This is a genomic window from Streptomyces sp. NPDC091282 (genome assembly GCF_044757385.1).
Classification (GTDB): Bacteria; Actinomycetota; Actinomycetes; order Streptomycetales; family Streptomycetaceae; genus Streptomyces; species Streptomyces gramineus.
Genome location: NZ_JBIVUX010000005.1, coordinates 752,797 through 775,820, shown reverse-complemented (window position 1 = coordinate 775,820; position 23,024 = coordinate 752,797). Strand labels below are relative to the sequence as shown.

Annotated in this window: 21 protein-coding genes; 9 read left to right on the top strand and 12 right to left on the bottom strand. The window is 70.7% G+C overall.

Features of this window, described 5'->3' with window-relative positions; translation table 11 throughout:
• Positions 1-26: 26 nt before the first annotated feature.
• The 5 genes from ftsH to dacB form a co-directional block, all read right to left on the bottom strand.
• Positions 27-2,066: an ATP-dependent zinc metalloprotease FtsH gene (gene ftsH, locus ACIQOE_RS26880; protein ID WP_351317706.1), complete on the bottom strand. Its 2,040-nt coding sequence runs from the start codon at positions 2,064-2,066 to the stop codon at positions 27-29.
• A 208-nt stretch (positions 2,067-2,274) separates the two neighbouring features.
• The gene (gene hpt / locus ACIQOE_RS26875) at positions 2,275-2,835 is read right to left on the bottom strand and encodes a hypoxanthine phosphoribosyltransferase (protein ID WP_351317882.1); all 561 of its coding nucleotides are present in this window, start codon (positions 2,833-2,835) and stop codon (positions 2,275-2,277) included.
• Positions 2,836-2,884: 49 nt separating this feature from the next.
• Positions 2,885-3,979, bottom strand: coding sequence for a tRNA lysidine(34) synthetase TilS (gene tilS, locus ACIQOE_RS26870; RefSeq protein ID WP_351317704.1), 1,095 nt, complete (start codon positions 3,977-3,979; stop codon positions 2,885-2,887).
• Between the two features lie 191 nt (positions 3,980-4,170).
• Positions 4,171-5,304 carry a zinc-dependent metalloprotease gene (locus tag ACIQOE_RS26865; RefSeq protein WP_351317702.1) on the bottom strand — a complete coding sequence of 378 codons (1,134 nt, stop codon included), beginning with the start codon at positions 5,302-5,304 and terminating at the stop codon, positions 4,171-4,173.
• A 113-nt stretch (positions 5,305-5,417) separates the two neighbouring features.
• Positions 5,418-7,061 (bottom strand): D-alanyl-D-alanine carboxypeptidase/D-alanyl-D-alanine-endopeptidase, encoded by a 1,644-nt coding sequence (gene dacB / locus ACIQOE_RS26860; RefSeq protein WP_399011473.1) that lies wholly within the window; start codon positions 7,059-7,061, stop codon positions 5,418-5,420.
• Positions 7,062-7,140: 79 nt separating this feature from the next.
• On the opposite strand from dacB, the gene ACIQOE_RS26855 reads away from it, so the two are divergent.
• Both ACIQOE_RS26855 and ACIQOE_RS26850 read left to right on the top strand, forming a co-directional pair.
• Positions 7,141-7,632, top strand: coding sequence for an inorganic diphosphatase (locus tag ACIQOE_RS26855; protein ID WP_217556031.1), 492 nt, complete (start codon positions 7,141-7,143; stop codon positions 7,630-7,632).
• 171 nt (positions 7,633-7,803) lie between these two features.
• Positions 7,804-9,453, top strand: coding sequence for a threonine/serine exporter family protein (locus tag ACIQOE_RS26850; protein WP_365564423.1), 1,650 nt, complete (start codon positions 7,804-7,806; stop codon positions 9,451-9,453).
• A gap of 40 nt (positions 9,454-9,493) precedes the next feature.
• Here the strand turns inward: ACIQOE_RS26850 and ACIQOE_RS26845 are convergent, their stop codons facing one another.
• The gene (locus tag ACIQOE_RS26845; protein WP_401414233.1) at positions 9,494-10,501 is read right to left on the bottom strand and encodes a DedA family protein; all 1,008 of its coding nucleotides are present in this window, start codon (positions 10,499-10,501) and stop codon (positions 9,494-9,496) included.
• A gap of 156 nt (positions 10,502-10,657) precedes the next feature.
• Here ACIQOE_RS26845 and ACIQOE_RS26840 point away from each other — a divergent pair, with 156 nt between their 5' ends.
• Positions 10,658-11,026: a YbjQ family protein gene (locus tag ACIQOE_RS26840; protein WP_351317695.1), complete on the top strand. Its 369-nt coding sequence runs from the start codon at positions 10,658-10,660 to the stop codon at positions 11,024-11,026.
• Here ACIQOE_RS26840 and ACIQOE_RS26835 read toward each other — a convergent pair.
• Entirely contained in the window at positions 11,023-11,784 is a 762-nt protein-coding gene (locus ACIQOE_RS26835; RefSeq protein WP_365564420.1) for a MerR family transcriptional regulator, read from the bottom strand. The genes ACIQOE_RS26840 and ACIQOE_RS26835 overlap by 4 nt on opposite strands.
• Before the next feature lie 129 nt (positions 11,785-11,913).
• Here ACIQOE_RS26835 and ACIQOE_RS26830 point away from each other — a divergent pair, with 129 nt between their 5' ends.
• Together ACIQOE_RS26830 and ACIQOE_RS26825 are read left to right on the top strand one after the other, a co-directional pair.
• Complete coding sequence (locus ACIQOE_RS26830) at positions 11,914-13,200, top strand: ion channel protein (protein WP_365564418.1); 1,287 nt, start codon at positions 11,914-11,916, stop codon at positions 13,198-13,200.
• A gap of 32 nt (positions 13,201-13,232) precedes the next feature.
• Entirely contained in the window at positions 13,233-14,642 is a 1,410-nt protein-coding gene (locus tag ACIQOE_RS26825; RefSeq protein ID WP_351317689.1) for a glutamate decarboxylase, read from the top strand.
• Positions 14,643-14,658: 16 nt separating this feature from the next.
• Here the strand turns inward: ACIQOE_RS26825 and ACIQOE_RS26820 are convergent, their stop codons facing one another.
• From ACIQOE_RS26820 to ACIQOE_RS26810, 3 genes are all read right to left on the bottom strand, one after another.
• Positions 14,659-15,198, bottom strand: coding sequence for a DinB family protein (locus ACIQOE_RS26820; protein WP_362170811.1), 540 nt, complete (start codon positions 15,196-15,198; stop codon positions 14,659-14,661).
• A gap of 112 nt (positions 15,199-15,310) precedes the next feature.
• Complete coding sequence (locus tag ACIQOE_RS26815; protein ID WP_365564411.1) at positions 15,311-16,771, bottom strand: aldehyde dehydrogenase family protein; 1,461 nt, start codon at positions 16,769-16,771, stop codon at positions 15,311-15,313.
• A gap of 167 nt (positions 16,772-16,938) precedes the next feature.
• The gene (locus ACIQOE_RS26810) at positions 16,939-17,763 is read right to left on the bottom strand and encodes a helix-turn-helix transcriptional regulator (protein WP_351317878.1); all 825 of its coding nucleotides are present in this window, start codon (positions 17,761-17,763) and stop codon (positions 16,939-16,941) included.
• 354 nt (positions 17,764-18,117) lie between these two features.
• Between ACIQOE_RS26810 and ACIQOE_RS26805 the strand changes: the two genes are divergently transcribed.
• Positions 18,118-18,597: an ATP-binding protein gene (locus ACIQOE_RS26805; RefSeq protein WP_365568640.1), complete on the top strand. Its 480-nt coding sequence runs from the start codon at positions 18,118-18,120 to the stop codon at positions 18,595-18,597.
• Between the two features lie 102 nt (positions 18,598-18,699).
• Here ACIQOE_RS26805 and ACIQOE_RS26800 read toward each other — a convergent pair whose 3' ends face one another.
• Complete coding sequence (locus tag ACIQOE_RS26800) at positions 18,700-18,969, bottom strand: DUF397 domain-containing protein (RefSeq protein WP_390634274.1); 270 nt, start codon at positions 18,967-18,969, stop codon at positions 18,700-18,702.
• A gap of 752 nt (positions 18,970-19,721) precedes the next feature.
• On the opposite strand from ACIQOE_RS26800, the gene ACIQOE_RS26795 reads away from it, so the two are divergent.
• Together ACIQOE_RS26795 and ACIQOE_RS26790 are read left to right on the top strand one after the other, a co-directional pair.
• A complete protein-coding gene (locus ACIQOE_RS26795) occupies positions 19,722-20,192 on the top strand; it encodes a hypothetical protein (protein WP_365564406.1) in 471 nt (156 codons plus the stop codon).
• Between the two features lie 173 nt (positions 20,193-20,365).
• Positions 20,366-20,881, top strand: a complete 516-nt coding sequence (locus tag ACIQOE_RS26790) for a DUF4232 domain-containing protein (protein WP_351317679.1) — start codon at positions 20,366-20,368, stop codon at positions 20,879-20,881.
• Between the two features lie 12 nt (positions 20,882-20,893).
• Here the strand turns inward: ACIQOE_RS26790 and ACIQOE_RS26785 are convergent, their stop codons facing one another.
• Entirely contained in the window at positions 20,894-22,024 is a 1,131-nt protein-coding gene (locus ACIQOE_RS26785; RefSeq protein ID WP_365564401.1) for a DUF2786 domain-containing protein, read from the bottom strand.
• Between the two features lie 166 nt (positions 22,025-22,190).
• Here ACIQOE_RS26785 and ACIQOE_RS26780 point away from each other — a divergent pair, with 166 nt between their 5' ends.
• Complete coding sequence (locus ACIQOE_RS26780) at positions 22,191-22,988, top strand: Clp protease N-terminal domain-containing protein (RefSeq protein ID WP_401414156.1); 798 nt, start codon at positions 22,191-22,193, stop codon at positions 22,986-22,988.
• The last annotated feature ends 36 nt before the right edge of the window (positions 22,989-23,024 follow it).

Sequence of the window (23,024 nt, the reverse complement as noted above, 5' to 3'; positions counted from 1 at the left end):
TCCGAGCCGGGTGAGACCGGTGTGACTCAGCTCTCGGGACGGTCCTCCGGGGCCTTCTCGACCGCCGGGGCGGACTCGGCCGCCGTGGACTTCGCGGTGCTGATCGCCGGCGTCGAGCCGTTCGCCCCGTTGGTCAGTGCCAGCTCCTTGGGGGAGAGCACCGGCGGGCGGGTGGACGGCGTACGGCGGGAGGAACCGGTCCACGCGGGACGCGCGGGCCGCTTGTGGATCGCCGCGAAGACCTCGGCGATCTCCTCCTTGCCCAGGGTCTCCTTCTCCAGGAGCTGGAGCACCAGGTTGTCGAGGACGTCGCGGTTCTCGACGAGGATCTCCCAGGCCTCGTTGTGCGCGTTCTCGATGAGCTTCTTGACTTCCTCGTCCACCAGGGCGGCGACCTCTTCCGAGTAGTCGCGCTGGTGGGACATCTCACGGCCGAGGAAGGGCTCGGTGTTGTCGCCGCCGAACTTGATCGCGCCGAGACGCTCGGTCATGCCGTACTGCGTGACCATCGCGCGGGCGGTGGCCGTGGCCTTCTCGATGTCGTTGGCGGCGCCGGTGGTCGGGTCGTGGAAGACCAGTTCCTCGGCCGCGCGGCCGCCCAGCATGTAGGCGAGCTGGTCGAGCATCTCGTTGCGCGTGGTCGAGTACTTGTCCTCGTCCGGCAGGACCATCGTGTAGCCGAGGGCACGGCCGCGGGACAAGATCGTGATCTTGTGGACCGGGTCGGAGTTCGGGGAGGCCGCCGCGACCAGGGCGTGTCCGCCCTCGTGGTACGCGGTGATCTTCTTCTCCTTGTCCGACATGATCCGGGTCCGCTTCTGCGGGCCCGCGACCACTCGGTCGATCGCCTCGTCGAGCATCTGGTTGTCGATGAGCTTGCGGTCGCTGCGGGCCGTGAGCAGCGCCGCCTCGTTCAGCACGTTCGACAGGTCCGCGCCGGTGAAGCCCGGCGTGCGACGGGCGACCGCCGCGAGGTCGACGTCGGGCGCGACCGGCTTGCCCTTCTGGTGGACCTTGAGGATCTCCAGACGGCCCTGCAGGTCCGGCGGGTCGACCGCGATCTGGCGGTCGAAGCGACCGGGACGCAGCAGCGCCGGGTCGAGGATGTCGGGCCGGTTCGTCGCGGCGATGAGGATCACGCCGCCCTTGACGTCGAAGCCGTCCATCTCGACGAGCAGCTGGTTCAGGGTCTGCTCGCGCTCGTCGTGACCGCCGCCGAGGCCTGCGCCACGGTGCCGGCCGACCGCGTCGATCTCGTCGACGAAGACGATCGCCGGGGCGTTCGCCTTGGCCTGCTCGAAGAGGTCGCGGACCCGGGAGGCACCGACACCGACGAACATCTCGACGAAGTCGGAACCGGAGATCGAGTAGAAGGGCACCCCGGCCTCGCCGGCGACGGCACGCGCGAGCAGCGTCTTGCCGGTACCGGGACGGCCGTACAGGAGCACGCCCTTGGGGATCTTGGCGCCGACCGCCTGGAACTTGGCCGGCTCCTGGAGGAATTCCTTGATCTCGTGGAGCTCCTCGACGGCCTCGTCACAGCCCGCGACGTCCGAGAACGTCGTCTTCGGGGTGTCCTTGGTGATGAGCTTCGCCTTGGACTTGCCGAAGTTCATGACCCGGGAGCCGCCGCCCTGCATCTGATTCATCAGGAACAGGAAGACGACCACGATGAGGACGAAGGGGAGCAGGGAGAGCAGGACACCGACGAAAGCGTTCTGCTTGGTCGGCGAGACGGTGTAACCGTCGGGGATCTGCTTGTCCTGGTACTTGGTCTGCAGCGTGTTGGCGATGGTCACGCCCTGGTCGCCGATGTAGCTCGCCTGGATCTTCGAGCTGCCGGAGACCTTCTGACCGTCCTTGAGCGTGACCTTGATGGTCTGCTCGTCACCGGTGGTCAGCTTGGCCGATTCCACCTTGTTGTCGTTGATCGCCGCCACGACCTGGCCGGTGTCCACCGTCTTGTAGCCGCCGGACGAGCCGACGACCTGCATCAACACGACCACGGCAAGGACGGCCAGCACGATCCACATGACCGGCCCACGGAAGTATCGCTTCACGTCCATCCATACGGAGCGAGACGCCCCGTCCCTCCTGCCATAGTGAGTTTGATAAGACAGTTCTTCTGACGGTACCCCAGCTTTGTCGCCCAAAGCCGCACGGAGCGGCTCGGACGGCTGTCAAGCCCGTCTCTGCATGCTCCAACGGCGCGAAACCCGCTGGGGTTCCCGATCGTCTTACGCAAGTGGCCCCTCCGGCGTATCAGCCGGGGGTTCAGCCGCCGTAGACGTGGGGCGCGAGCGTACCGACGAACGGGAGATTGCGGTACTTCTCGGCATAGTCGAGGCCGTATCCCACGACGAACTCGTTGGGGATGTCGAACCCGACCCACTCGACGTCGATGGCGACCTTGGCCGCGTCCGGCTTGCGCAGCAGGGTGCAGATCTTCAGGGTCTCGGGCTCGCGGGAGCCGAGGTTGTTGATCAGCCAGGACAGGGTCAGCCCCGAGTCGATGATGTCCTCGACGATCAGGACGTGCTTGCCCTTGATGTCGGTGTCGAGGTCCTTGAGGATCCGCACCACACCGGAGGACTGGGTGCCCGCGCCGTAGGAGGACACGGCCATCCAGTCCATCGTGACGGGGGTGGACAGCGCCCGGGCGAGGTCCGCCATGACCATCACGGCGCCCTTGAGCACACCGACGATCAGCAGGTCCTTGCCCGCGTACTCCGCGTCGATCTTCGCGGCCAGCTCGGCCAGCTTCGCGTCGATCTCTTCCTTGGTGATGAGTACCCGCTGGAGGTCGGCACCCATGTCTTTCGCGTCCACCCGCATCACTTTCGGTCGTCCCACCGGCCAAGCCCGGACCCCGGAGGGTGCGGATTCAGCCTTGCCGGATAACCAGTCTGCCACCCTGCCGCTGGGCCACGACCTTGCCCGGGAGATTGATCACTCCCTGCCCGCGCCAGCCGGTGATCAGCCGGTCCACTTCCTCGATGTGCCGGGCGAAGAGCGAACCGGCCGGTGCGCCCGCCTCGATGGCCGCGCGGCGCAGGATCCGGCGGCGGACGGCGGGCGGCAGGGCGTAGAGCTTGGCGCACTCCAGCAGACCCGCCGCGTCCCGTACGGAGGCCTCGGCCTGGCTGGCCCAGGTGTCGAGGGCGTCGGCGTCGTCGCGGGAGAGCTGGGCGGTGCGCGCGAGGGCCTCGACGACGCCCTTGCCCAGCGCCTTCTCCAGGGCGGGCAGGCCCTCGTGGCGGAGGCGGGAGCGAGTGTAGGCGGGATCCGTGTTGTGCGGGTCGTCCCAGACCTGGAGGGACTGCACCATGCAGGCCTTGCGGGCGGTCTGCCGGTCCAGCTGGAGGAACGGGCGCCGGTAACGGCCGCCGGCCCCCGAGACCGCGGCCATTCCGGACAGGGAGCGGATGCCCGAACCGCGGGCGAGGCCGAGCAGGACGGTTTCGGCCTGGTCGTCCCTGGTGTGGCCGAGCAGGACCGCGGTGGCGCCGTGGCGCTCGGCGGCGCCGTCCAGGGCCGCGTACCGGGCGTCGCGGGCAGCGGCTTCGGGCCCGCCGTCGCGGCCGACGGTCACCGTGATCGACTCGACCGGGTCGAGTCCTAGTCCGCGCAGCCGGACCACGACTTCCTCGGCCCGCAGGTCGGAGCCGGGCTGCAGGCCGTGGTCGACGGTGATACCGCCCGCACGGACGCCGAGTTTGGGGGCCTCGAAGGCGAGGGCGGAGGCGAGCGCCATCGAATCGGCGCCGCCGGAGCAGGCCACGAGGACGAGCGGGGAGGGGGGCCGCTCGTTCGGCGACTGTTCCGGGATCTCTCCGACGGGGCGCGTGCGGCGCGCGAGGATGCGCCCACCGGCGTGTTCGCTGGTGGTACGGCCGTGACAGCTGTCGTCGTTGAGGATGTCGTGGAGGACGCGGCGGACCGCCAGGCGTATCGCCGCGACCGCAGGATGGGGACCCATGTCCGGTTCCCTTCATGAAGTTTTCGGGGGGTGAACCCGAGATCGGTCACTCAGAGTGTGTCGATGGTGACAGAAACGGGCCGTTCCCCGAGCATCGCACGCCTACCCATCGCTCACGGTCCCTCGGACGGGTGATTGGAGGGGCGTTCGCCTGCCGCGGGCGGGACCGGGTTCACCCCGCCCGCGTCGGTTCACGACTCGGCCTTGCGGTGCACCCGCGCGACCCAGTCCGCCGGTTTGGCGATCTCGGACTTCGTCGGCAGGGTGTTCGGGGAGGTCCACACCCGGTTGAAGCCGTCCATGCCGACCTGTTCGACGACGGCCCGCACGAACCGCTCGCCGTCCCGGTACTGCCGCAGCTTGGCGTCCAGGCCGAGCAGCTTGCGCAGCGTCATGTCCAGCCGGGAGGCGCCCTTGGCCCGCCGCTGCTGGAACTTCTCGCGGATCTCGGCGACGGTCGGCACGACCGACGGTCCGACCCCGTCCATGACGAAGTCGGCGTGGCCCTCGAGGAGCGACATGACGGCGGTGAGCCGGCCGAGGATCTCGCGCTGGGCCGGGGTCTGCACCAGTTCGACGAACGACCGTCCGCCGTCGTCCTCCTCGGTCTCGGGCCGGCCCCCGGCGAGCGACTGGGCGGCGTCCCGGACGCGTTCGAGGACGGTCATCGGGTCGACGTCGGTCTCCGAGAGGAACGCCTGGATCTCGCCCTCCAGATGGGCACGCAGCCAGGGCACCGCCGAGAACTGGGTGCGGTGCGTCTCCTCGTGCAGGCACACCCAGAGCCGGAAGTCGTGCGGCGCCACGTCGAGTTCGCGCTCCACGTGGACGATGTTCGGGGCGACCAGCAGCAGCCGTCCGCCGCCGTGCTCGTCCGCGGGCAGGTCGCGGGAGGCGGGCGCGAAGGTCTCGTACTGGCCGAGCACCCGGGACGACAGGAACGACAGCAGCATGCCGAGTTCCACGCCGGTGACCTTGCCGCCGACCGCGCCGAGGACGGCACCGCCGGGACCGGCGGCCCGCCGCTCCTGCATCTTGTCCAGCAGCGGCTTGAGGAGTTCACGGAACCCGGCGACGTTGGCCTTCACCCAGCCGGGGCGGTCCACCACCAGGACGGGGGTGTCGTGGATGTCGTCGTTGCCCATACGAGTGAAGCCCCGGACGTGTTCCTCCGAGGCTTTCGCGTGCCGCCGCAGCTCCGCGACGATGGCCCGGGCCTCGTCGCGGCTCACCTCGGGGCCCGGCCGCACGAGCCGGGTCGCGGTCGCCACCGCGAGATTCCAGTCGACCATCCCAGATGAAGCAGCGCCACCGATGCTCGTCATGCGTCAACCGTACGTTAGCGCTCCCACTTGGGGCAGGCCGTGGAGGCTGGCGAGGCCGGCGTGACGTGTGTGCCCGGGTGCGGTCCGGGGGCCTCGCGGGCGGGGCGCCGCGGTCACAGCCCCGCCAGCGCGGTCGCCGTCCGGTCCAGTGCCTCCTGGGCGTCCAGCGGGCTGGTGGTGTCCGCGGCGAGGAAGGCGAACGCCAGCAGCCGCCCGTCCTTGTCGACGACCGTGCCCGCCAGGGTGTTGACCCCGGTCAGGGTGCCGGTCTTGGCGCGTACGACGCCGGCCGCGCCGTCCGTGTAGCGGGTGCTCAGGGTCCCCGTGAAACCGGCCACGGGCAGGCCGGTGAGGACCGGGCGCAGACCGGGCCGGTCGGCGTCGGCGGCCTTGACGAGCAGGGCGGTGAGCAGGTTCGCCGTCAGCCGGTCGTCGCGGTCGAGGCCGCTGCCGTCGTGGAAGGAGGCGCCGGTCATCGGCAGGCCGAGTGCGGACAGCCGGGCGCGGATCGCGTCCGCTCCCCCGGCGAAGCTCGCCGGTCCGCCGCCCGCCAGGGCCGTCTGGCGGGCCAGGGCCTCGGCGATGTCGTTGTCGCTGTTGGTCAGCATGCGCTCGACGATCGCGGACAGCGGGGGCGAGGTGACGGTGGCGAGGGTCTCGGCGCGGCCGCTCGCCTTGGAGGTGCCGGGCGACGAGGTCTTGATGCCGGCGGCCGTCAGGAAACCGGCGAACTTGCGTGCCGCGTCGGCCGCCGGGTCGCTCACCCGGGCCACCGGTCCGCTGAAGGAGCCGTCGGTGCGGCCCTCGTCGGCCATCAGCGGGCTCACGCGCGCGAGGTTGTCGTTGACCCCGATGGGGTGCAGGTCGGGGCCGCTGTAGAGGGTGGTGTCGTACGAGAGCGTGACCTGCCGGATGCCCCGCGCGGTCAGTGACGTCGCCGTCCGGGCGGCGAGCGTGCGCAGGCTGGCCCAGCCGTCCGCCTTCGCGCGGGCGGTCAGGGTCGGGTCGCCGCCGCCGATCAGGACGGCCTCCCTGGTGCCGGGTTCGAGGGCCACGCGCGTGGTGATGCGATGGTCGGGACCGAGGGCGGACAGAGCCGAGACCGCGGTGGCGATCTTGGTGGTGGAGGCGGGCGTGAGGGCCGTGTCGGCGCCGGCGTCGTACAGGCGCCTGCCGGTGGCCACGTCCACGACCACGGCGGTGCGGGTGCCGCCGAGCGCCGAGGCGTCCAGGAGGGGCCCCAGGAGGTCCGTGACGGCCGTTCCGGAGATTCCGGCGGGCTCGCCGCTCGGCGCCGACTTCACGGCGTTCGTGGCCGTGCCCAGGCCCGTCAGGACGGATCCGGCGCTGGGCGCGGGGGCGGGCTCGCCCACGGCGGTGGCGGAACCGTGATCTGCGCCACCCGTCCGTCCCTCGGCGGCCGCGCGGTCCCGCTCGGCCGTACGCTGACCGTTGGCGTCCCAGGGGCCCGCCACGGTCACCGCGCCGGCGGCCAGCGCGAGTCCCGCCGTGGCGGCGCCCGCGGTGTACTGCCAGGTCCGCAGAGTCCGGGGACGAGGGGCACGGGCCGGGTCGCCGGACCGGGTCCCGACCACCTGTCCGATGCGCGCCAGCCGCGGCCCGACCGCCTGCGTCAACCGCTTGACCTGCGGTTTCGTGACGGTCACCACGCGTGCCAGACCCGGTCGCACGGCATTCGCGATCTTCCGCACACGCGGTTTCGCGGACTGCCAAGGCCTCAGCTCTGGCACGACCACCAGCCCCTTTCGCGATCACACACCAGCGTGAGGGACACTTAACCACCAGAACTATGTGTTGATCATGGAGGAGCCACCGGTGGAGTTCGACGTCACGATCGAGATCCCGAAGGGTTCGCGGAACAAGTACGAGGTGGACCACGAGACCGGTCGGATCCGCCTGGACCGTCGTCTCTTCACCTCGACCGCCTACCCGACCGACTACGGCTTCGTCGAGAACACCCTCGGCGAGGACGGCGACCCGCTGGACGCGCTGGTCATCCTGGACGAGCCGACCTTCCCGGGCTGCCTCATCAAGTGCCGGGCGATCGGCATGTTCCGGATGACGGACGAGGCCGGCGGAGACGACAAGCTGCTGTGCGTCCCGGCCACCGACCCGCGCGTGGAGCACCTGCGCGACATCCACCACGTGTCGGAGTTCGACCGCCTGGAGATCCAGCACTTCTTCGAGGTCTACAAGGACCTGGAGCCCGGCAAGTCCGTCGAGGGCGCCAACTGGGTGGGCCGCACGGACGCCGAGATCGAGATCGAGCGGTCGTACAAGCGCTTCAAGGAGTCGGGCGGTCACTGACCGTTCCGCGCACGGAGAACGGGCCGCACGCACGCGTGCGGCCCGTTTTTCGTGCCCGCATCCCGTGCGGCCGGACGTCCGCCGGGCGGCGGACCAGGTTTTTGTGGCCGCTGAACGGTCATGCGCATACTGAGGCGTACATGAAGTTGTCGTTCAGGGAGCGTTACGACGGTGACGGAGGAGGAGGACCGCAAGCCCCGGTCGGACGAGGCGCGGTACGACCCGGAGATCACGTCCGAGTTCGCCCTTCCGGCGGGCATCGCGGTCCCCGAGGCCGGCGTCGAACCGGAGACCACCTCCGAGTTCGTGGTGCCGAAGGGGCTGGCGACACCGCAGCAGGCGGCCGGTGAGCCGGAGGGCTCGGCGTTCAGCCTGCCGAGCACCTACAGCGCCCAGGACCCCGGCTTCACGCCCGCTTCCGGATTTCCCCGCGTCAGCCTCGTCAAGGACGCGCCCTGGCAGGACCGCATGCGCACGATGCTGCGCATGCCGGTCGCCGAGCGCCCGGCTCCGGAGACGGTGCAGAAGACCGAGGACGACGGGCCCGCCGTCCCGCGCGTGCTCGACCTGACGCTGCGTATCGGTGAGCTGCTGCTGGCCGGCGGCGAGGGCGCGGAGGACGTCGAGGCCGCGATGTTCGCGGTCTGCCGGTCCTACGGCCTCGACCGCTGCGAGCCCGGTGTCACGTTCACCCTGCTGGCGATCTCCTACCAGCCGTCCCTGGTCGACGACCCGGTGACGGCGTCCCGGACGGTGCGGCGGCGCGGGACCGACTACACGCGTCTGGCCGCCGTCTTCCGGCTCGTGGACGACCTCACCGACCCCGAGACCCATGTCTCCCTGGAGGAGGCCTACCGGCGGCTGGCGGAGATCCGCCGCAACCGGCACCCCTACCCCGGCTGGGCGCTGACCGGCGCGAGCGGACTGCTCGCCGGGGCCGCCTCGGTGCTCGTCGGCGGTGACTTCCTGGTGTTCGTGGCGGCCGCGATCGGCGCGATGCTCGGCGACCGGCTGGCCTGGCTGTGCGCGGGGCGGGGCCTGCCCGAGTTCTACCAGTTCATGATCGCCGCGATGCCCCCGGCCGCGATCGGGGTCGCCTTCGCGCTCGCCCACGTCGATGTGAAGGCGTCCGCGGTCGTCACCGGTGGGCTGTTCGCGCTGCTGCCGGGACGGGCCCTGGTGGCGGGCGTCCAGGACGGGCTCACCGGCTTCTACATCACCGCCTCCGCACGGTTGCTGGAGGTCATGTACTTCTTCGTCGGCATCGTCATCGGCGTGCTGACGGTCCTGTACTTCGGCGTGAAGCTGGGCGGCCGCCTCAACCCCGACGCGGCCCTGATCGGCTCCGAGCGGCCGCTGCTGCAGATCGCCGCGTCGATGGTGCTGTCGCTGACCTTCGCCGTCCTGCTCCAGCAGGAACGGTCCACCGTGCTGGCCGTGACCCTCAACGGCGGCGTGGCCTGGTGCGTCTACGGCGCGATGCACTACGCCGGCGGGATCTCGCCGGTCGCCTCGACGGCCGCGGCGGCCGGGCTGGTGGGGCTGTTCGGGCAGTTGCTGTCGCGGTACCGGTTCGCCTCCGCGCTGCCGTACACGACCGCGGCGATCGGGCCCCTGCTGCCGGGATCGGCGACCTACTTCGGGCTGCTGTCGATGGCGCAGAACGAGGTCGACAAGGGGCTGGTGTCGCTGGCCAAGGCGGCCTCGCTCGCCATGGCCATCGCCATCGGGGTCAACCTGGGTTCGGAGATCTCACGGCTCGGGCTGCGGGTGGGCTCCGCCCGCAAGCGGCGCGCCGCGAAGCGGACGCGCGGGTTCTGAGCGGCTGCCGAGGCGGGCGCCCGAGAGGGCCCCGGACCGCTCACGGCGTCCGGTACTGGTCCTCGTTGTACGGGTTGCGCTGCCGGCCCTGCTGACCGCTCTGGTCGTAACCACCCTGGCCATAGCCGTTCTGGCCGTAGCCGTCCTGGCCGTAGCCGCTCTGGTCGTGACCAGCCTGGCCGTAACCGTCCTGGCCATAGCCGCTCCGGTCGTAGCCGTTCTGGTCGTAGTGGGGCTGCTGCTGCCCGTACTGCTGCTGGGGCGGCTGCTGCTGGCCGTACGGCCGCTGAGGCTGCCGGCCGTACTGCTGCTGGGGCTGCTGCGGGGTGTAGGCCGGCTCGATCCTGCGGAGCCGGGTCGTCGCGTCGTCCATCACCGGCGGGGCGGGGTGCTGCTGGAGCGGCTGCTGCTGCTCCGCCGGCGCCTCCTTCTTGCTCTTGGAGCGGGCCCGCAGGAACTCGATGGCGATCGGGACCACCGAGACGAGGACGATCAGGATCAGGATCGCCTCGATGTTGTTCTTGACGACGTCGATCTTGCCGAGCCAGGAGCCGAGCAGGGTGACACCGGCACCCCACAGGACACCGCCGACGACGTTGAAGACCACGAACGAGCGGTAGGCCATGCCGCTGACGCCCGCGATGATCGGCGTGAACGTGCGGATCACGGGGACGAAGCGGGCCAGGATCAGGGACTTCGGGCCGTGCTTCTCGAAGAACTCGTGCGCCTTGGCGACGTTCTCCTGCTTGAAGAGGCGGGAGTTCGGGCGGTTGAAGAGCGAGGGACCGACCTTCTTGCCGAACATGTAGCCCGCCTGGTCGCCGAGGATCGCGGCCACGCAGATCAGCGCGATGGCGCCCCACAGCGGGAAGTCGAGCTTGTGGGACGTGATCAGCAGGCCGCAGGTGAACAGGAGGGAGTCACCCGGCAGGAAGAAGCCGATGAGCAGGCCGGACTCGGCGAAGACCACCAGGAGCAGGCCCCAGATGCCGAACGAGTCGAGAAGGTTGTTCGGATCCAGCCAGCTCGGGCCGAGAGCGAGCGTCATCGCGGTTCCGGTCGTCACGGTTCCGGGCTCCTGTGGGGTGAGGGCACTACGAGTTCCTTGTGCGGCCGCACAAAGCTATCAACGCAAGGTGTCGGCTCCAGGTTCCACGGGTGGAACCCGGATGCGCTGTGCCCACCCCGGGGAATGGCTGTGGACATGGGAATCGAAGAATACGGCGGCGGACAGGGACCCCGGCCCGATGTGCTGGTGGTCACGACGAACGATCTGCCCGGGTACCGGGTGCGGGAGGTCCTGGGCGAGGTCTTCGGACTGACCGTGCGCTCCCGGCACCTGGGCAGTCAGATCGGCGCGGGTCTGAAGTCGATGATCGGCGGTGAGCTGAAGGGACTGACCAAGACGCTCGTCGAGACGCGCACCCAGGCCATGGAGCGGCTGGTGGAGCAGGCACGCGCGCGGGGCGCCAACGCCGTGCTGGCCTTCCGGTTCGACGTGACCGAGGCGGCGGACGTGGGCACCGAGGTGTGCGCGTACGGCACCGCGGTCGTCGTCGACAGGACCGACTAGGGCGTGTGCCGGGCCGCGTTCGCGTCGATCGCCGTCTTCAGGTGTGCGGCCGTCCCGGGGGCCAGCGCGTCGTAGAAGTCCGTGAAGCGCTGGTCGGAGACGTACATCTCGGCGAGAGCGCGGTGCATCTCGTACGGGCAGTCGTAGAACCATTCCGAGATGTGCCGCCGGTGCTCCTCGGCCAGGTCCATGGCGCGGGCGCCGGTGGCCGGCTCGGCCTCGTTCACCAGGGCGGCGTAACGCCGTCCCCAGTCGTCGGACTCGGCCTTCACGCGCTGCCAGTCGGCCTTGGTGCAGCGGGCGGCCCGGCGCTGCGACTCGGCGTAGGCCCCGGTGCCGCCCCAGCGTCGCTCGGCCTCCTCGGCGTACTGCCCGGGGTCGTCGTCGCCGAAGACCTCGAAGCGTTCCTCGGGGGTGAGATCGATGCCCATTCTGCGTGCCTCCATGGCGTGTTCCACGGCCGCGGCCATCTTCCGCAGCCTCTCGATGCGGGCGGTCAGCAGTTCGTGCCGTCGGCGCAGGTGTGCGTGCGGGTCGGCGCCGGGGTCGTCGAGCAGTACCGCGACCTCCTCCAGCGGAAAGCCCAGCTCCCGGTAGAACAGGATCCGCTGCAGCCGGTCGAGGTCGGCGTCGCCGTAGCGCCGGTGCCCGGCGGGGCTGCGCTCGCCCGGGACCAGCAGGCCGATCTCGTCGTAGTGGTGCAGGGTGCGCACGGTGACGCCGGCGAATCGGGCGACCTGTCCGACGGAGTAGTCCACTTCCGCTCCTTTCCGTGCTCCACCTTGGGTCCTCACGTCGCGTGAGGTGCAAGTCGGCGGCGTCCCGGGGCTCCGGGCGGCGGCTCACGCCGGGATGTTGTGCCGGATTCGCCCGCTTATGGTGAGCGCGTGGCCCAGGACACCGCGCGGCAGGCGCTCCCCACTCCGCCCTCGACCCCCGCGCGCGCCCTGCTGCCGCTGATCGTGCCGTCCCTCGTCGTCGGCGTCGGGTGCAGCCTGCTGTTCCTGATCGTCAGTTCGCTGGCGGAGCGGTTGCAGCACGTGCTGTGGAACAACCTGCCGGACGCGCTGGGCGTCGGCCGGTACTCGGTGCTGTGGATGCTGGTGATGCTGACCGCCACCGGTGTCGCGGTCGGCCTGGTGGTCTGGAAGGTCCCCGGCCACGCGGGGCCCGATCCGGCGAGCCTGGGCCTGGAGGCGGTGGCGCTGCCGCCCGCCGCCCTGCCGGGACTGCTGCTGGCCACCGTGCTGATGCTGGCGGGCGGGCCGAGCCTCGGACCGGAGAACCCGATCATCGCCGTGAACGTCGGGCTCGCGCTGTGGCTGGGCCGGCTGGCGATGCCCCGGCTGCCGGGCTCGCTGTGGCCCGCGCTGGCCGACGCGGCGACGCTCGGCGCGCTGTTCGGCACGCCGGTGGCGGCGGCCCTGGTGATCTCCGAGGCGCTGGCCGGAAAGCCGCTCAAGGGCGCGCTGTGGGACAACCTCTTCGGGCCGCTGACGGCCGCGGGCGCGGGCGCGATGACGACCGCGCTGCTGGCCCGTCCCACCCTGGACCTCGGGCTGCCCGCGATCGGCAGGCTGCGCTGGCCCGATCTGCTGTCGGCCCTGGTGCTGGCCCCGGTCGCCGCGCTGCTCGGCATGGTCGCCGTGTGCGCCTTCCCGTACGTCCACGCGGTCTTCCGGCGCCTCGGTCACCCCATGGTGGCGCTGCCGGCCGGCGGTCTCGTCCTCGGCCTGCTGGGGGCGCTGGGCGGCCATCTGACGCTCTTCAAGGGGCTGGACGAGGTCGCGGAACTGGCGAAGGACCCCGCGGGCTGGTCGGCGGGGCAGTTCGCGGTGATGACGGTCGTCAAGCTGGCCGCGCTGATGGTGGCCGCCGCCTGCGGCTTCCGCGGCGGCCGGATCTTTCCCTCGGTCTTCATCGGCGCGGCCCTGGGGCTCTGCGCCCACGCCCTGGTCCCCGCCGTGCAGCCCTCGGTGGGCGTGGCGGCAGGTGTGCTGGGCATGCTGTTGGCGATCACCAGGCAGGGCTGGGTGAGCCTGTTCACGGCCGCCGTGCTCGTGGCCTCGCCGTCGATCATCACCCTGCTGTGCATCGCCTCGCTGCCCGCCTGGCTGCTGGTGACCGGACGCCCGAAGATGCAGTTGCGGGCGGACGGCACGGCCCTGCGCTGAACCCTGTGAATTCGCTCTAGGAGGCACCTGACATGCCGCTCCACAAGGGAAACGGTAAGCACCACGAGCGCTCCATGTCCGTCAACCCGTTCTTCGGCGAGGCGAACCCGGTGGCCGGCATGGACGAGGCCCCGCCCACGCACCGGCTGCCGGCCGGCCCGCTGCCGCCCTCGACCGCCTACCAGCTGGTGCACGACGAGCTGATGCTGGACGGCAACGCCCGGCTGAATCTGGCCACGTTCGTCACCACCTGGATGGAGCCGCAGGCCGGCGTCCTGATGGCGGAGTGCGACGACAAGAACATGATCGACAAGGACGAGTACCCGCGCACCGCCGAGCTGGAGCGGCGCTGCGTGGCGATGCTCGCCGACCTGTGGAACGCGCCGGACCCGACCGGCACCATCGGGTGTTCGACGACCGGGTCCAGCGAGGCCTGCATGCTGGCCGGGCTCGCGATGAAGCGGCGCTGGGCGCAGCGCAACCCGGACCGCTATCCGGCCACCGCCCGGCCGAACCTGGTCATGGGCATCAACGTCCAGGTCTGCTGGGAGAAGTTCTGCAACTTCTGGGAGGTGGAGCCCCGGTTCGTGCCCATGGAGGGCGACCGCTACCACCTGGACCCGCAGGCGGCCGCCGAGCTGTGCGACGAGAACACCATCGGGGTCGTCGGCATCCTCGGCTCCACCTTCGACGGCTCGTACGAGCCGATCGCCGAGCTCTGCGCGGCCCTGGACGCCCTCCAGGAGCGGACCGGCCTCGACGTCCCGGTGCACGTCGACGGAGCCTCCGGCGCGATGATCGCGCCCTTCCTGGACCAGGACCTGGTGTGGGACTTCCGGCTGCCGCGGGTGGCGTCGATCAACACCTCCGGGCACAAGTACGGCCTGGTCTACCCGGGTGTCGGCTGGGCGCTGTGGCGCGACAAGGAGGCGCTGCCGGAGGAACTGGTCTTCCGGGTCAACTACCTGGGCGGCGACATGCCCACCTTCGCCCTGAACTTCTCCCGCCCCGGCGCCCAGGTGGTCGCGCAGTACTACACGTTCCTGCGGCTCGGCCGGGACGGCTACCGCGCGGTGCAGCAGGCCTCGCGGGACGTGGCCACCGGGCTCGCCCGGCGCATCGAGGATCTCGGCGACTTCCGGCTGCTCACCCGGGGCGACCAGCTGCCCGTGTTCGCCTTCACCACCGCCGACCACGTGACGTCGTACGACGTCTTCGACGTCTCCCGGCGCCTGCGCGAGGGCGGCTGGCTGGTGCCCGCGTACACCTTCCCGAAGAACCGGGAGGACCTGTCCGTGCTGCGGGTGGTGTGCCGCAACGGCTTCTCGAAGGACCTCGCGGACCTGTTCGTCGAGGACCTGTCCCGGCTGCTGCCCGAACTGCGCCGGCAGCCGCATCCGCTGACCCATGACAAGGAGGCGGCCACCAGCTTCCACCACTAGCGGTGGAAGGGAGCTGCTAGGAGCCCTGCTCCAGGGCCACCAGCTCGAAGGCCGTCTTGCCGTCCAGGGACTCCCGGATGATGTCGGCGTGGCCCGCGTGCCGGGCGGTCTCGCGGATCAGGTGGAGGCAGACCCAGCGCATGGAGACCCGGCCCTCCGGCGGGAACCAGGGCTGGGGCGGGAGCGGGAAGGTGTCGTCGAGGCTCGGGACGGAGCGTATGAACTTCTCCGTCTCGGCCGCGACCTGCTCCCAGTGGGCGAGCTGCGAGGCCACCGTCTCGTCACCGACCAGCTGGAAGGTCTCGTGCCAGTTGGACTGGTCGCGCTCGATCGCCGGCGGCTCCTGCCTGGCGCGGGCGATCCAGCTCTGCTCGACCTCCGCGCAGTGCTTGAGCACCCCGGCCAGCGACAGCTCGCTCGCGCTCGGCCTGCTCGCCGCCTGCTCGTCGGTGAGGCCGAGCAGGGCCCGGCGGATGCCGCCGCGCTGCTCCTCGATGAAGGAGAGCAGTGCTCCGCGCTCGTCGCCCTGTGTCTCCGCGGGAACGTGAGTGACCATGACCGGCCGCCTTTCCTCGGGTCCTGTTGCCCTGACACCGACGAAGCTACGGGCCCTTTAGGACAGGTCGCGTCCTAAAGGGCCCGTGGTGGCCGGACCGGTCCGGGCGCGGCTAGAACGGGAAGCCGCTCCGGCCGTGCTGGACCGAGATCCACTTCTGGGTGGTGAAGGCGTCCACGGTGCTCTCGCCGTTCAGGCGGCCGAGACCGGAGTGCTTCTCGCCGCCGAAGGGCACGACCGGCTCGTCGTGCACGGTGCCGTCGTTGACGTGGAACATGCCGGCGTCGATCTGCTGGGCGAAGGCCACGCCCCGCTCGACGTCCCCGGTGTGCACGGCCCCGCTGAGGCCGTACGGGGTGTCGTTGACGATGCGTACGGCCTCCTCCTCGCCGTCGAACGGGATGAGGAAGGCGACCGGGCCGAACACCTCCTGCCGCAGCAGCTCGGAACCGGCCGGGACGTCGGTGAGGACCGAGGGCTCCACCAGGTTGCCGGTGGTCCTGCCGTGCAGCAGGGCCGTCGCGCCCTCGGACACGGCCTGCTCGACGGTGGCCGAAACCGACTCCGCCTGCTGGGAGTTGATCAGCGGGCCGATGACGGTCCGCGGGTCCTGCGGGTCGCCGGCCCTGAGGGTCCTGACCTTGGCGACGAACTTCTCCGTGAACTCGTCGGCGACCGAGCGGTCGACGAGCACGCGGTTGGCGGCCATGCAGACCTGGCCCTGGTGGACGTACCGGCTGAAGACGGCCGCGTCGACCGCGTAGTCGATGTCGGCGTCGTCGAGGACCACGATCGCGCTGTTGCCGCCCAGTTCGAGCACCGAGCGCTTGAAGAGCGAGGCGCAGACGGTGGCCACGTGCCGGCCGACCTTGTCGGAGCCGGTGAAGGAGATGACCTTCGGGACCGGGTGCTCGATGAAGGCGTCGCCGATCTCGGCGATGTCGGTGACGACGACGTTGAGCAGGCCGCCCGGCAGGCCCGCGTCCTCGAAGAGCTTCGCCACCAGGGTGCCGCCGACGATCGGGGTGTTCTGGTGCGGCTTGAGGACCACGGCGTTGCCGAGGGCGAGGGCCGGCGCGACCGACTTGATCGACAGCAGGAACGGGAAGTTGAAGGGGCTGATCACGCCGACGACGCCGACCGGCACGCGGTAGACGCGGTTCTCCTTGCCGTCCACCGGGGAGGGCAGGATCCGGCCCTCGGGACGCAGCGACCACTGGATCGACTCGCGCAGGAACTCCTTGGCGAGGTGCAGCTCGAAGCCGGCCTTCAGATGCGTGCCGCCCAGCTCGGCGATGATCGCCTCGGTGATCTCGGCCTCGCGCTCCTCGACGAGGCGCAGGGCCTTCTCGAACACGGCGCGGCGGGCGTAGGGATTGGTGGCGGCCCACTGCTTCTGGGCGCGCTCGGCGGCCCGGTAGGCCTGATCTATCTCGTCGACCGCGGCTATGGTGATCGAGGCCAGCTTCTCGCCGTCGTACGGGTTGAAGTCGATGATGTCCCAGGACCCGGTCCCCGGGCGCCACTCACCGTCGATGTACTGCTGGGCCAGGTCGGTGAAGTAGGACGACATGTGATCCCTCGATCCCCTGCTGCGTCGGCAGTCGATGCGGCCACTCGATCCACATCCACATCACGGTCTGATCACGCGTCATCGTAGCTGCGTGACAGGGCAGTTGGGACACCAGTTCGGTGATCTCCGGTCAGGGCCGAGGGTAATCCCCACGTGCGGAGATATATCTAGGACAGCTGGAGCAGTCCGCGCAGCAGGTCCCGGCTCTCGTCCGGCCCGGGGCTGTCCTGCTGGAGCTCCTTGAGCGCCTGCTCGTACTGGGCGACGTCCTCGCGCTTGTCGAGATAGAGCGCGCTGGTGAGCTGCTCCAGGTAGACCACGTCCGACAGGTCGGACTCCGGGAAGCTCAGGATCGTGAAGGAGCCGCCCTCGCCGGAGTGGCCGCCGAAGCTGAACGGCATGATCTGCAGCCGTACGTTGGACCGCTCGGAGATCTCCACCAGGTGCTGGAGCTGACCGCGCATCACCTCGCGGCTGCCGTAGGGCCGGCGCAGGGCCGCCTCGTCGAGGACGATGTGGAAGTCGGGAGCGTTTTCGGCCACCAGGTACTTCTGCCGCTCCATGCGCAGGGTGACCCGGCGCTCGACGTCGGCCTCGCTGGCACCTTTCATGCCGCGGCGCACCACGGCGCGCGCGTACTCCTCGGTCTGCAGCAGGCCGTGCACGAACTGGACCTCGTACGCGCGGATCAGATGCGCCGCGCCCTCCAGGCCGACGTAGGTGGGGAACCAGCTCGGCAGGACGTCCGAGTAGCTGTGCCACCAGCCCGCCACGTTGGCCTCCCTGGCGAGGGAGACGAGCTGCTCGCGCTCGACCTCGTCGGTGATGCCGTACAGCGTCAACAGGTCTTCCACGTCCCTGGTCTTGAAGCTCACCCGGCCGAGCTCCATGCGGCTGATCTTGGATTCGGAGGCACGGATCGAGTACCCCGCGGCCTCGCGGGTGATGCCCCGGGCCTCGCGCAGCCGCCTGAGTTGCGAGCCGAGCAGCATTCGCCGCACCACCGATCCGGGCTCTCCCGCGCTCACGTTCGCCAGCCTCCCCAACCGTCTTCAGGGCCCGCAGTCTGCCACTAAAACACTCCGAGCAGTACTCGCCCGGTTACGGAAACGGAAAGCGGCCAAAGTTTAAGCGCAGGAAGTTGCAAGCAGGTAGTGAGCCAACAGCTGCAAGTTGGCGGAAAAAATGGCCAACAAGCGGTACGGGAGGGTCCAATTCGGTCGCGTGCACGTGCATCTGCCCTTGCATCTGCTGTGCGCATCCGAAACCATGGTCCCGCGCCACCGCTGCATCGCAACGACCGCGAATTCCCGGGAGTGCCTCGCATGGGGACGAATGGATCGACCATGCTCAAGCCGTTACGGCAGGGCCTTCCGCCGCTGGATCCCGCGGCCGTGTCCGACGCCGCCTCCTGTGCCCTCCCGGCCCGCTACGAAGCGGTGCGCGAGGCCCGGTCGTTCACCCGGCGGACCCTCGACCAGTGGGACGTCGGCGAGCGCTTCGACGACATCTGCCTCGTCGTCTCGGAACTCGTCACCAACGCCCTGCGGCACGCGGTGCCCGGTGAGTCCGAGCGTCTCACCGCGCCGCAGGCCCCGGCCGTACGGCTGCACCTGATGCGGTGGACCGAGCGGCTGGTGTGCGCGGTGCGCGACCCGAGCCACGACACCCCCGTGCCCAGGGACTCCGACGACTTCTCGGCGGAGTCGGGACGCGGGCTGTTCCTGGTCGACTCCTTCAGCGACAGCTGGGGCTGGCACCCGCTGGCCGGGACCCTCAGCGGCAAGGTGGTCTGGGCGCTGTTCCGGCTCCGGTCCGCCGAATAGGAAAACCCGGCGTCCCGTGACGCCGGGTTTCTACGCGCGTCGGCGCGCGATCGTCCCACACCTCACGGCCGGTGTGCGGGGTTCCTCACGCCACGTCCGGCCTCAGCCCGCTATCAGGTGGTCGAACTCGCCGTCCTTCACGCCGAGGAGCATCGCCTCGATCTCCGCGCGCGTGTAGACGAGCGCCGGCCCGTCCGGGAAGCGCGAGTTGCGGACCGCCACGTCGCCGCCCGGCAGCCGCGCGAACTCGACGCAGGAACCCTGCGAGTTGCTGTGCCTGCTCTTCTGCCAGGCCACTCCGTCCAGCTGCGTCGCAGCCATGCCGTTGTACACGTCAAACCCCCCGTACACGCCGTCAACGTCGAGGTCCACAGGTCGCTCCCCGGTGGTGCACTAACTGGCTGATGTGGCCATTGATGCAATGGTCAACAGACCCGGATCATAACCCTGTTCACGTGCAGATGCATGAGCAGATGCACGTGCACGGGGGGTGTTCCTGCGATTACAGCTTTGACGACCGCTTTACCCAAGCTGCCCCAGCGTCTGCCCCGGACCTGCCCGGACATGCGGTCGCCGGTTCCGTCCATGATCGTGCGCGTGCTCGTCGGTGCCGGGCCGACCGGATCGGACCCCGCGTGTACTAGAGAGAGACGCGTACCGCGCCCCTCCTGTTCCAGGGTCCGTGTGATGGTCCGGTGAGCACCGCTCCCGTGAAACTTCGGAGGGCGGCCTCACCGGAGACGCCCACCCGGCGTCCGCGAGTCCTCCGGGCCGGTGCTGGTAGCTTGCGGCTGTCGTCCGGGCGTCCGGGCGGCCGACCCTAGGGCCTGTCTGACAATTCCCGTCGTCGCCCGGAGGGCGGCCGCGCGGCGTCAGGTGCGTGCTCTCGGCGTGCCGGGCGCAGACCCTCGTACTGGACGTACTCGGGTCTGCGCCCGGTGCGGCGAGAGTGCGTGCATGGCGTCGCGCGGCAGACGGGAATTGTCAGACAGGTCCTAGAGCTCGGGAGCGCTGCGGTGACCACGACTACGGCGAGTACGGCTACGACGGCGAGTACGGCTGCGACGCACGCAGGGACGGCACATGCGGACGCACGGCCTGCGGTGCGGCCGGCCGCACGGATCGTGACCGCCGCCGCGGCGGCGCTGGCGGGTGCGCTCACGCTGGCCGCGTGCAGCGGCGGCGGCGACTCCGGCGGCGGTTCCTCCGCCACCTCCTCGGGCACGTCGTCCGCGGCCGCGACCGCCTCGTCCGGCTCGGACGGGACCGGGGCGCAGTCCGACGCCCTGCAGGGCAGTTGGATCACCACCAGCAGCGGAAAGATCGTCGCCCTCGTGGTCACCGGCAAGCAGGCCGGGCTCTTCGAGACCGGCGGATCCGTGTGCAGCGGATCGGCCGGCGAGGAGTCCGGGATGCGGATGATCCGGCTCACCTGCACGGGCGGCGGCAAGGACCGGGTCACCGGAATGGTCGACTCGGTCAGCAAGAGCAGCATGAAGGTCACCTGGTCCGGAAAAACCGGCGAGGAGACCTACACCCGCGCCGAGGGCGGCAAGTTGCCGTCCGGACTGCCGACGGCGAGCCTCGGCCAATAGGAGTTACCGGGGCAAGAGAGGGCATTCCCGGCGGCTGAGTCGTATTTTCACCGGCCCGCGCCCGCCGACGTGTGCGGGCCGCCGGCCGGTCGGTGACGGGGGCGGGCGCGCGGCACCCGGGCCGGGGCGTGATGATGCAGGGACACCGCCACGACCTCGATGGGGATCTGCTCATGCGCGCCATTCCGCTCACCGTCACGGCCCTCGCCGCCGCCCTCGCCCTGACCGCCTGCGACGACGGCAAGGGCGGTACCAGCGGCAAGAACAGCTCGGCCTGCCAGATCGGCAACGTCTCCGTCGAGATCGGCTCCGCGAGCGTCGCGCCGGCCGCGGGCGACACCGGCGAGGTGCCGGTGAGCCTCACGAACCAGAGCGCGCCCTGCACGCTGGACGGCTTCCCCGGCGTCACGCTGAAGGCGGGCGGCACGTCGGCGGCGGTGTCCTCGCTGCCGGGCGCGAAGCCCGAGAAGCTGAAGCTCGCCAAGGGCGACTCCGCGACCTTCTCGGTCAGCTACGTCCGGGGCAAGGACGGCGACACGACGGGCGTCGCGGCCACCTCGATGACGGTGTCCCTGCCGGGCGACGACGCGACGCAGAGCTTCCCGTGGAAGTACGGCACGGTCGCGGGCAAGGGCTCCGCGGACAAGCCGGACGCGACGGTCGGGGCGTTCCAGCAGGCGGGCGACTGAGTCAGACAGGCCCTAAGGCAGCGGGGAGCGGGAGTGGACCTGGGCGCGGTCGGCCGCTCTCGTGCCCTCCGTCCAGCCCGCCTCGTCGGTCACCCCGCGCAGCCGGGTCGTGGTGGTCTGCGGGAACATCCGCTCCATGCGGTCGGTCACGGCCGTCTCCCTGGTGGCCAGGACCGGAAGCAGGTCCTCGGCCTCCCGCGTCCCGGTGACGGCCGTCCGCGCGGCGGCCGCCAGCCGGTCGCCGACCCGGTGCGCGTACGCCGCCAGGAAGGACTGACGGAAGGTCTTGGTCCGCTTCCGGCCGCCCGCCCGCTGCGCCGCCTCCGCCTTCGTCATCGCGTGCGTGGCCTGCACCAGCAGCGAGGTGTAGAGCAGTTCGACCGCCTCCAGGTCGGCCTCGAAACCTACGACCGTGGAGAAGGCCAGCGGCTCGTTCCACACCGCCCGGCAGTGGTTGGCGGTGGCGACCGCGTCCAGCAGCACCGCCTTGGCCTGCTCGTAGGGCGGCTCGACACCTATCCGGCAGGCGCCCGGCGCGTCCGGGGCGGGCGCCGCCGCCGCGAGCAGGGCCTCGTCGACGCTGTGCCGGGCCATCAGCTCCTGCGCCTTGGCGCTGAGCGCCTCCGCCTCCTCGGGATACCCGGTCGCCTCGGCCTTGGCGAGCAGCGCGCGGATGCGGGTGAGCATGCGGGACTGCGGCCGGTGCGCGCCGGCGCGGGGTCCCGGCTCGTCCAGCGGCTCCAGGGAGGGCAGCCGCAGCAGGAGCCGGTACAGCTCCAGGACGGCGGTCGCGTGCGAGAACCGGTCGCCGACGCGCGCCTGCCCCTCCGGCAGCGCCTCCAGCTGCGCCCGCCAGCGGGGCCCGCGCGGCCCGTCGTCGGCCCGCTGCGCGCCGATCAGCCCGGCGGCGAGCCGGACGTGCGGGTCGTCCAGCTCGCGCCGCACCAGTCGTACGACGTCGGCGGGCTGCCAGCCGCGCCGCCAGGCCGCCGCGACGAACTCCCGTCCCCGGCGTGCCAGTTCCGCGTCCGCGCCGGAATCGGCCGCGAGGAGGGACGCTCCCGTGTCGAGGCCGGAGTCGGTGCCGTCGTACAGGGCGGTCTGGAAGGCTCGGTCGACGGTGCTGGGTCCACTGCTGCTCACACGTCGATCGTGCCATGCGCGGCGGACGGCGGCCGATGGCCGTCCACACCCTGTGGACAACTGTCCGGACACCGTTCCCTCCCGGCGGGCGGAAGCCTCCCCCCACAGGCCGGACCCATGTCAACCGACGGTTGACACTCCTCTCTTGTCAACCTACGGTTGACACATGGCGACCAACCCGAACATCACGGCATCCGTACGCCTCGACGACCTCATCGCGGCGATCAAGACGGTTCACCCCGAACCCCTCGACCAGCTCCAGGACGCGGTGATCGCCGCCGACCACCTGGGCGACGTGGCCGACCACCTGATCGGCCACTTCGTCGACCAGGCCCGGCGCTCGGGCGCGTCCTGGACCGAGATCGGCAAGAGCATGGGCGTGACCCGGCAGGCGGCCCAGAAGCGCTTCGTGCCCAAGGAGTCGGCCGACCTCGACCCGAACCAGGGCTTCAGCCGCTACACCCCGCGGGCGAAGAACGTGATCATGGCGGCCCACAACGAGGCCCTCGCGGCACGCAACCCCGAGGGCCGGCCCGAGCACCTGGTCCTCGGCCTGCTGGCCGAGCCGGACGGCATCGGGGCCAAGGCGATCGTCGCGCAGGGCGTCCCGCTCGACACCGTGCGCCAGGCGGCGACGGCCGCCCTCCCGCCGGCCGCCGACGACGTCCCGGACCTCGTCCCCTACGGCCCGGAGGCCAAGAAGGCCCTCGAACTCACCTTCCGCGAGGCTCTGCGCCTCGGCCACAACTACATCGGCACCGAACACCTGCTGCTGGCCCTCCTGGAGCACGAGAACGGCGACGGCGTCCTCAGCGGCCTCGGCGTCACCAAGCCCGCGGCCGAGGAGTACGTCGCCAAGGTGCTGAGCCTGTGGACCGGACAGCGCGACGCGGTCGCGGAGGCGGCGGACGCGGCGAAAGCGGGGAAAGCGGGGAAGACGAACGAGGATGCCTCCGGCAGCTGAGAGGCTCCCGTCGGCAGCGAATGCGCAGGTCGGAGG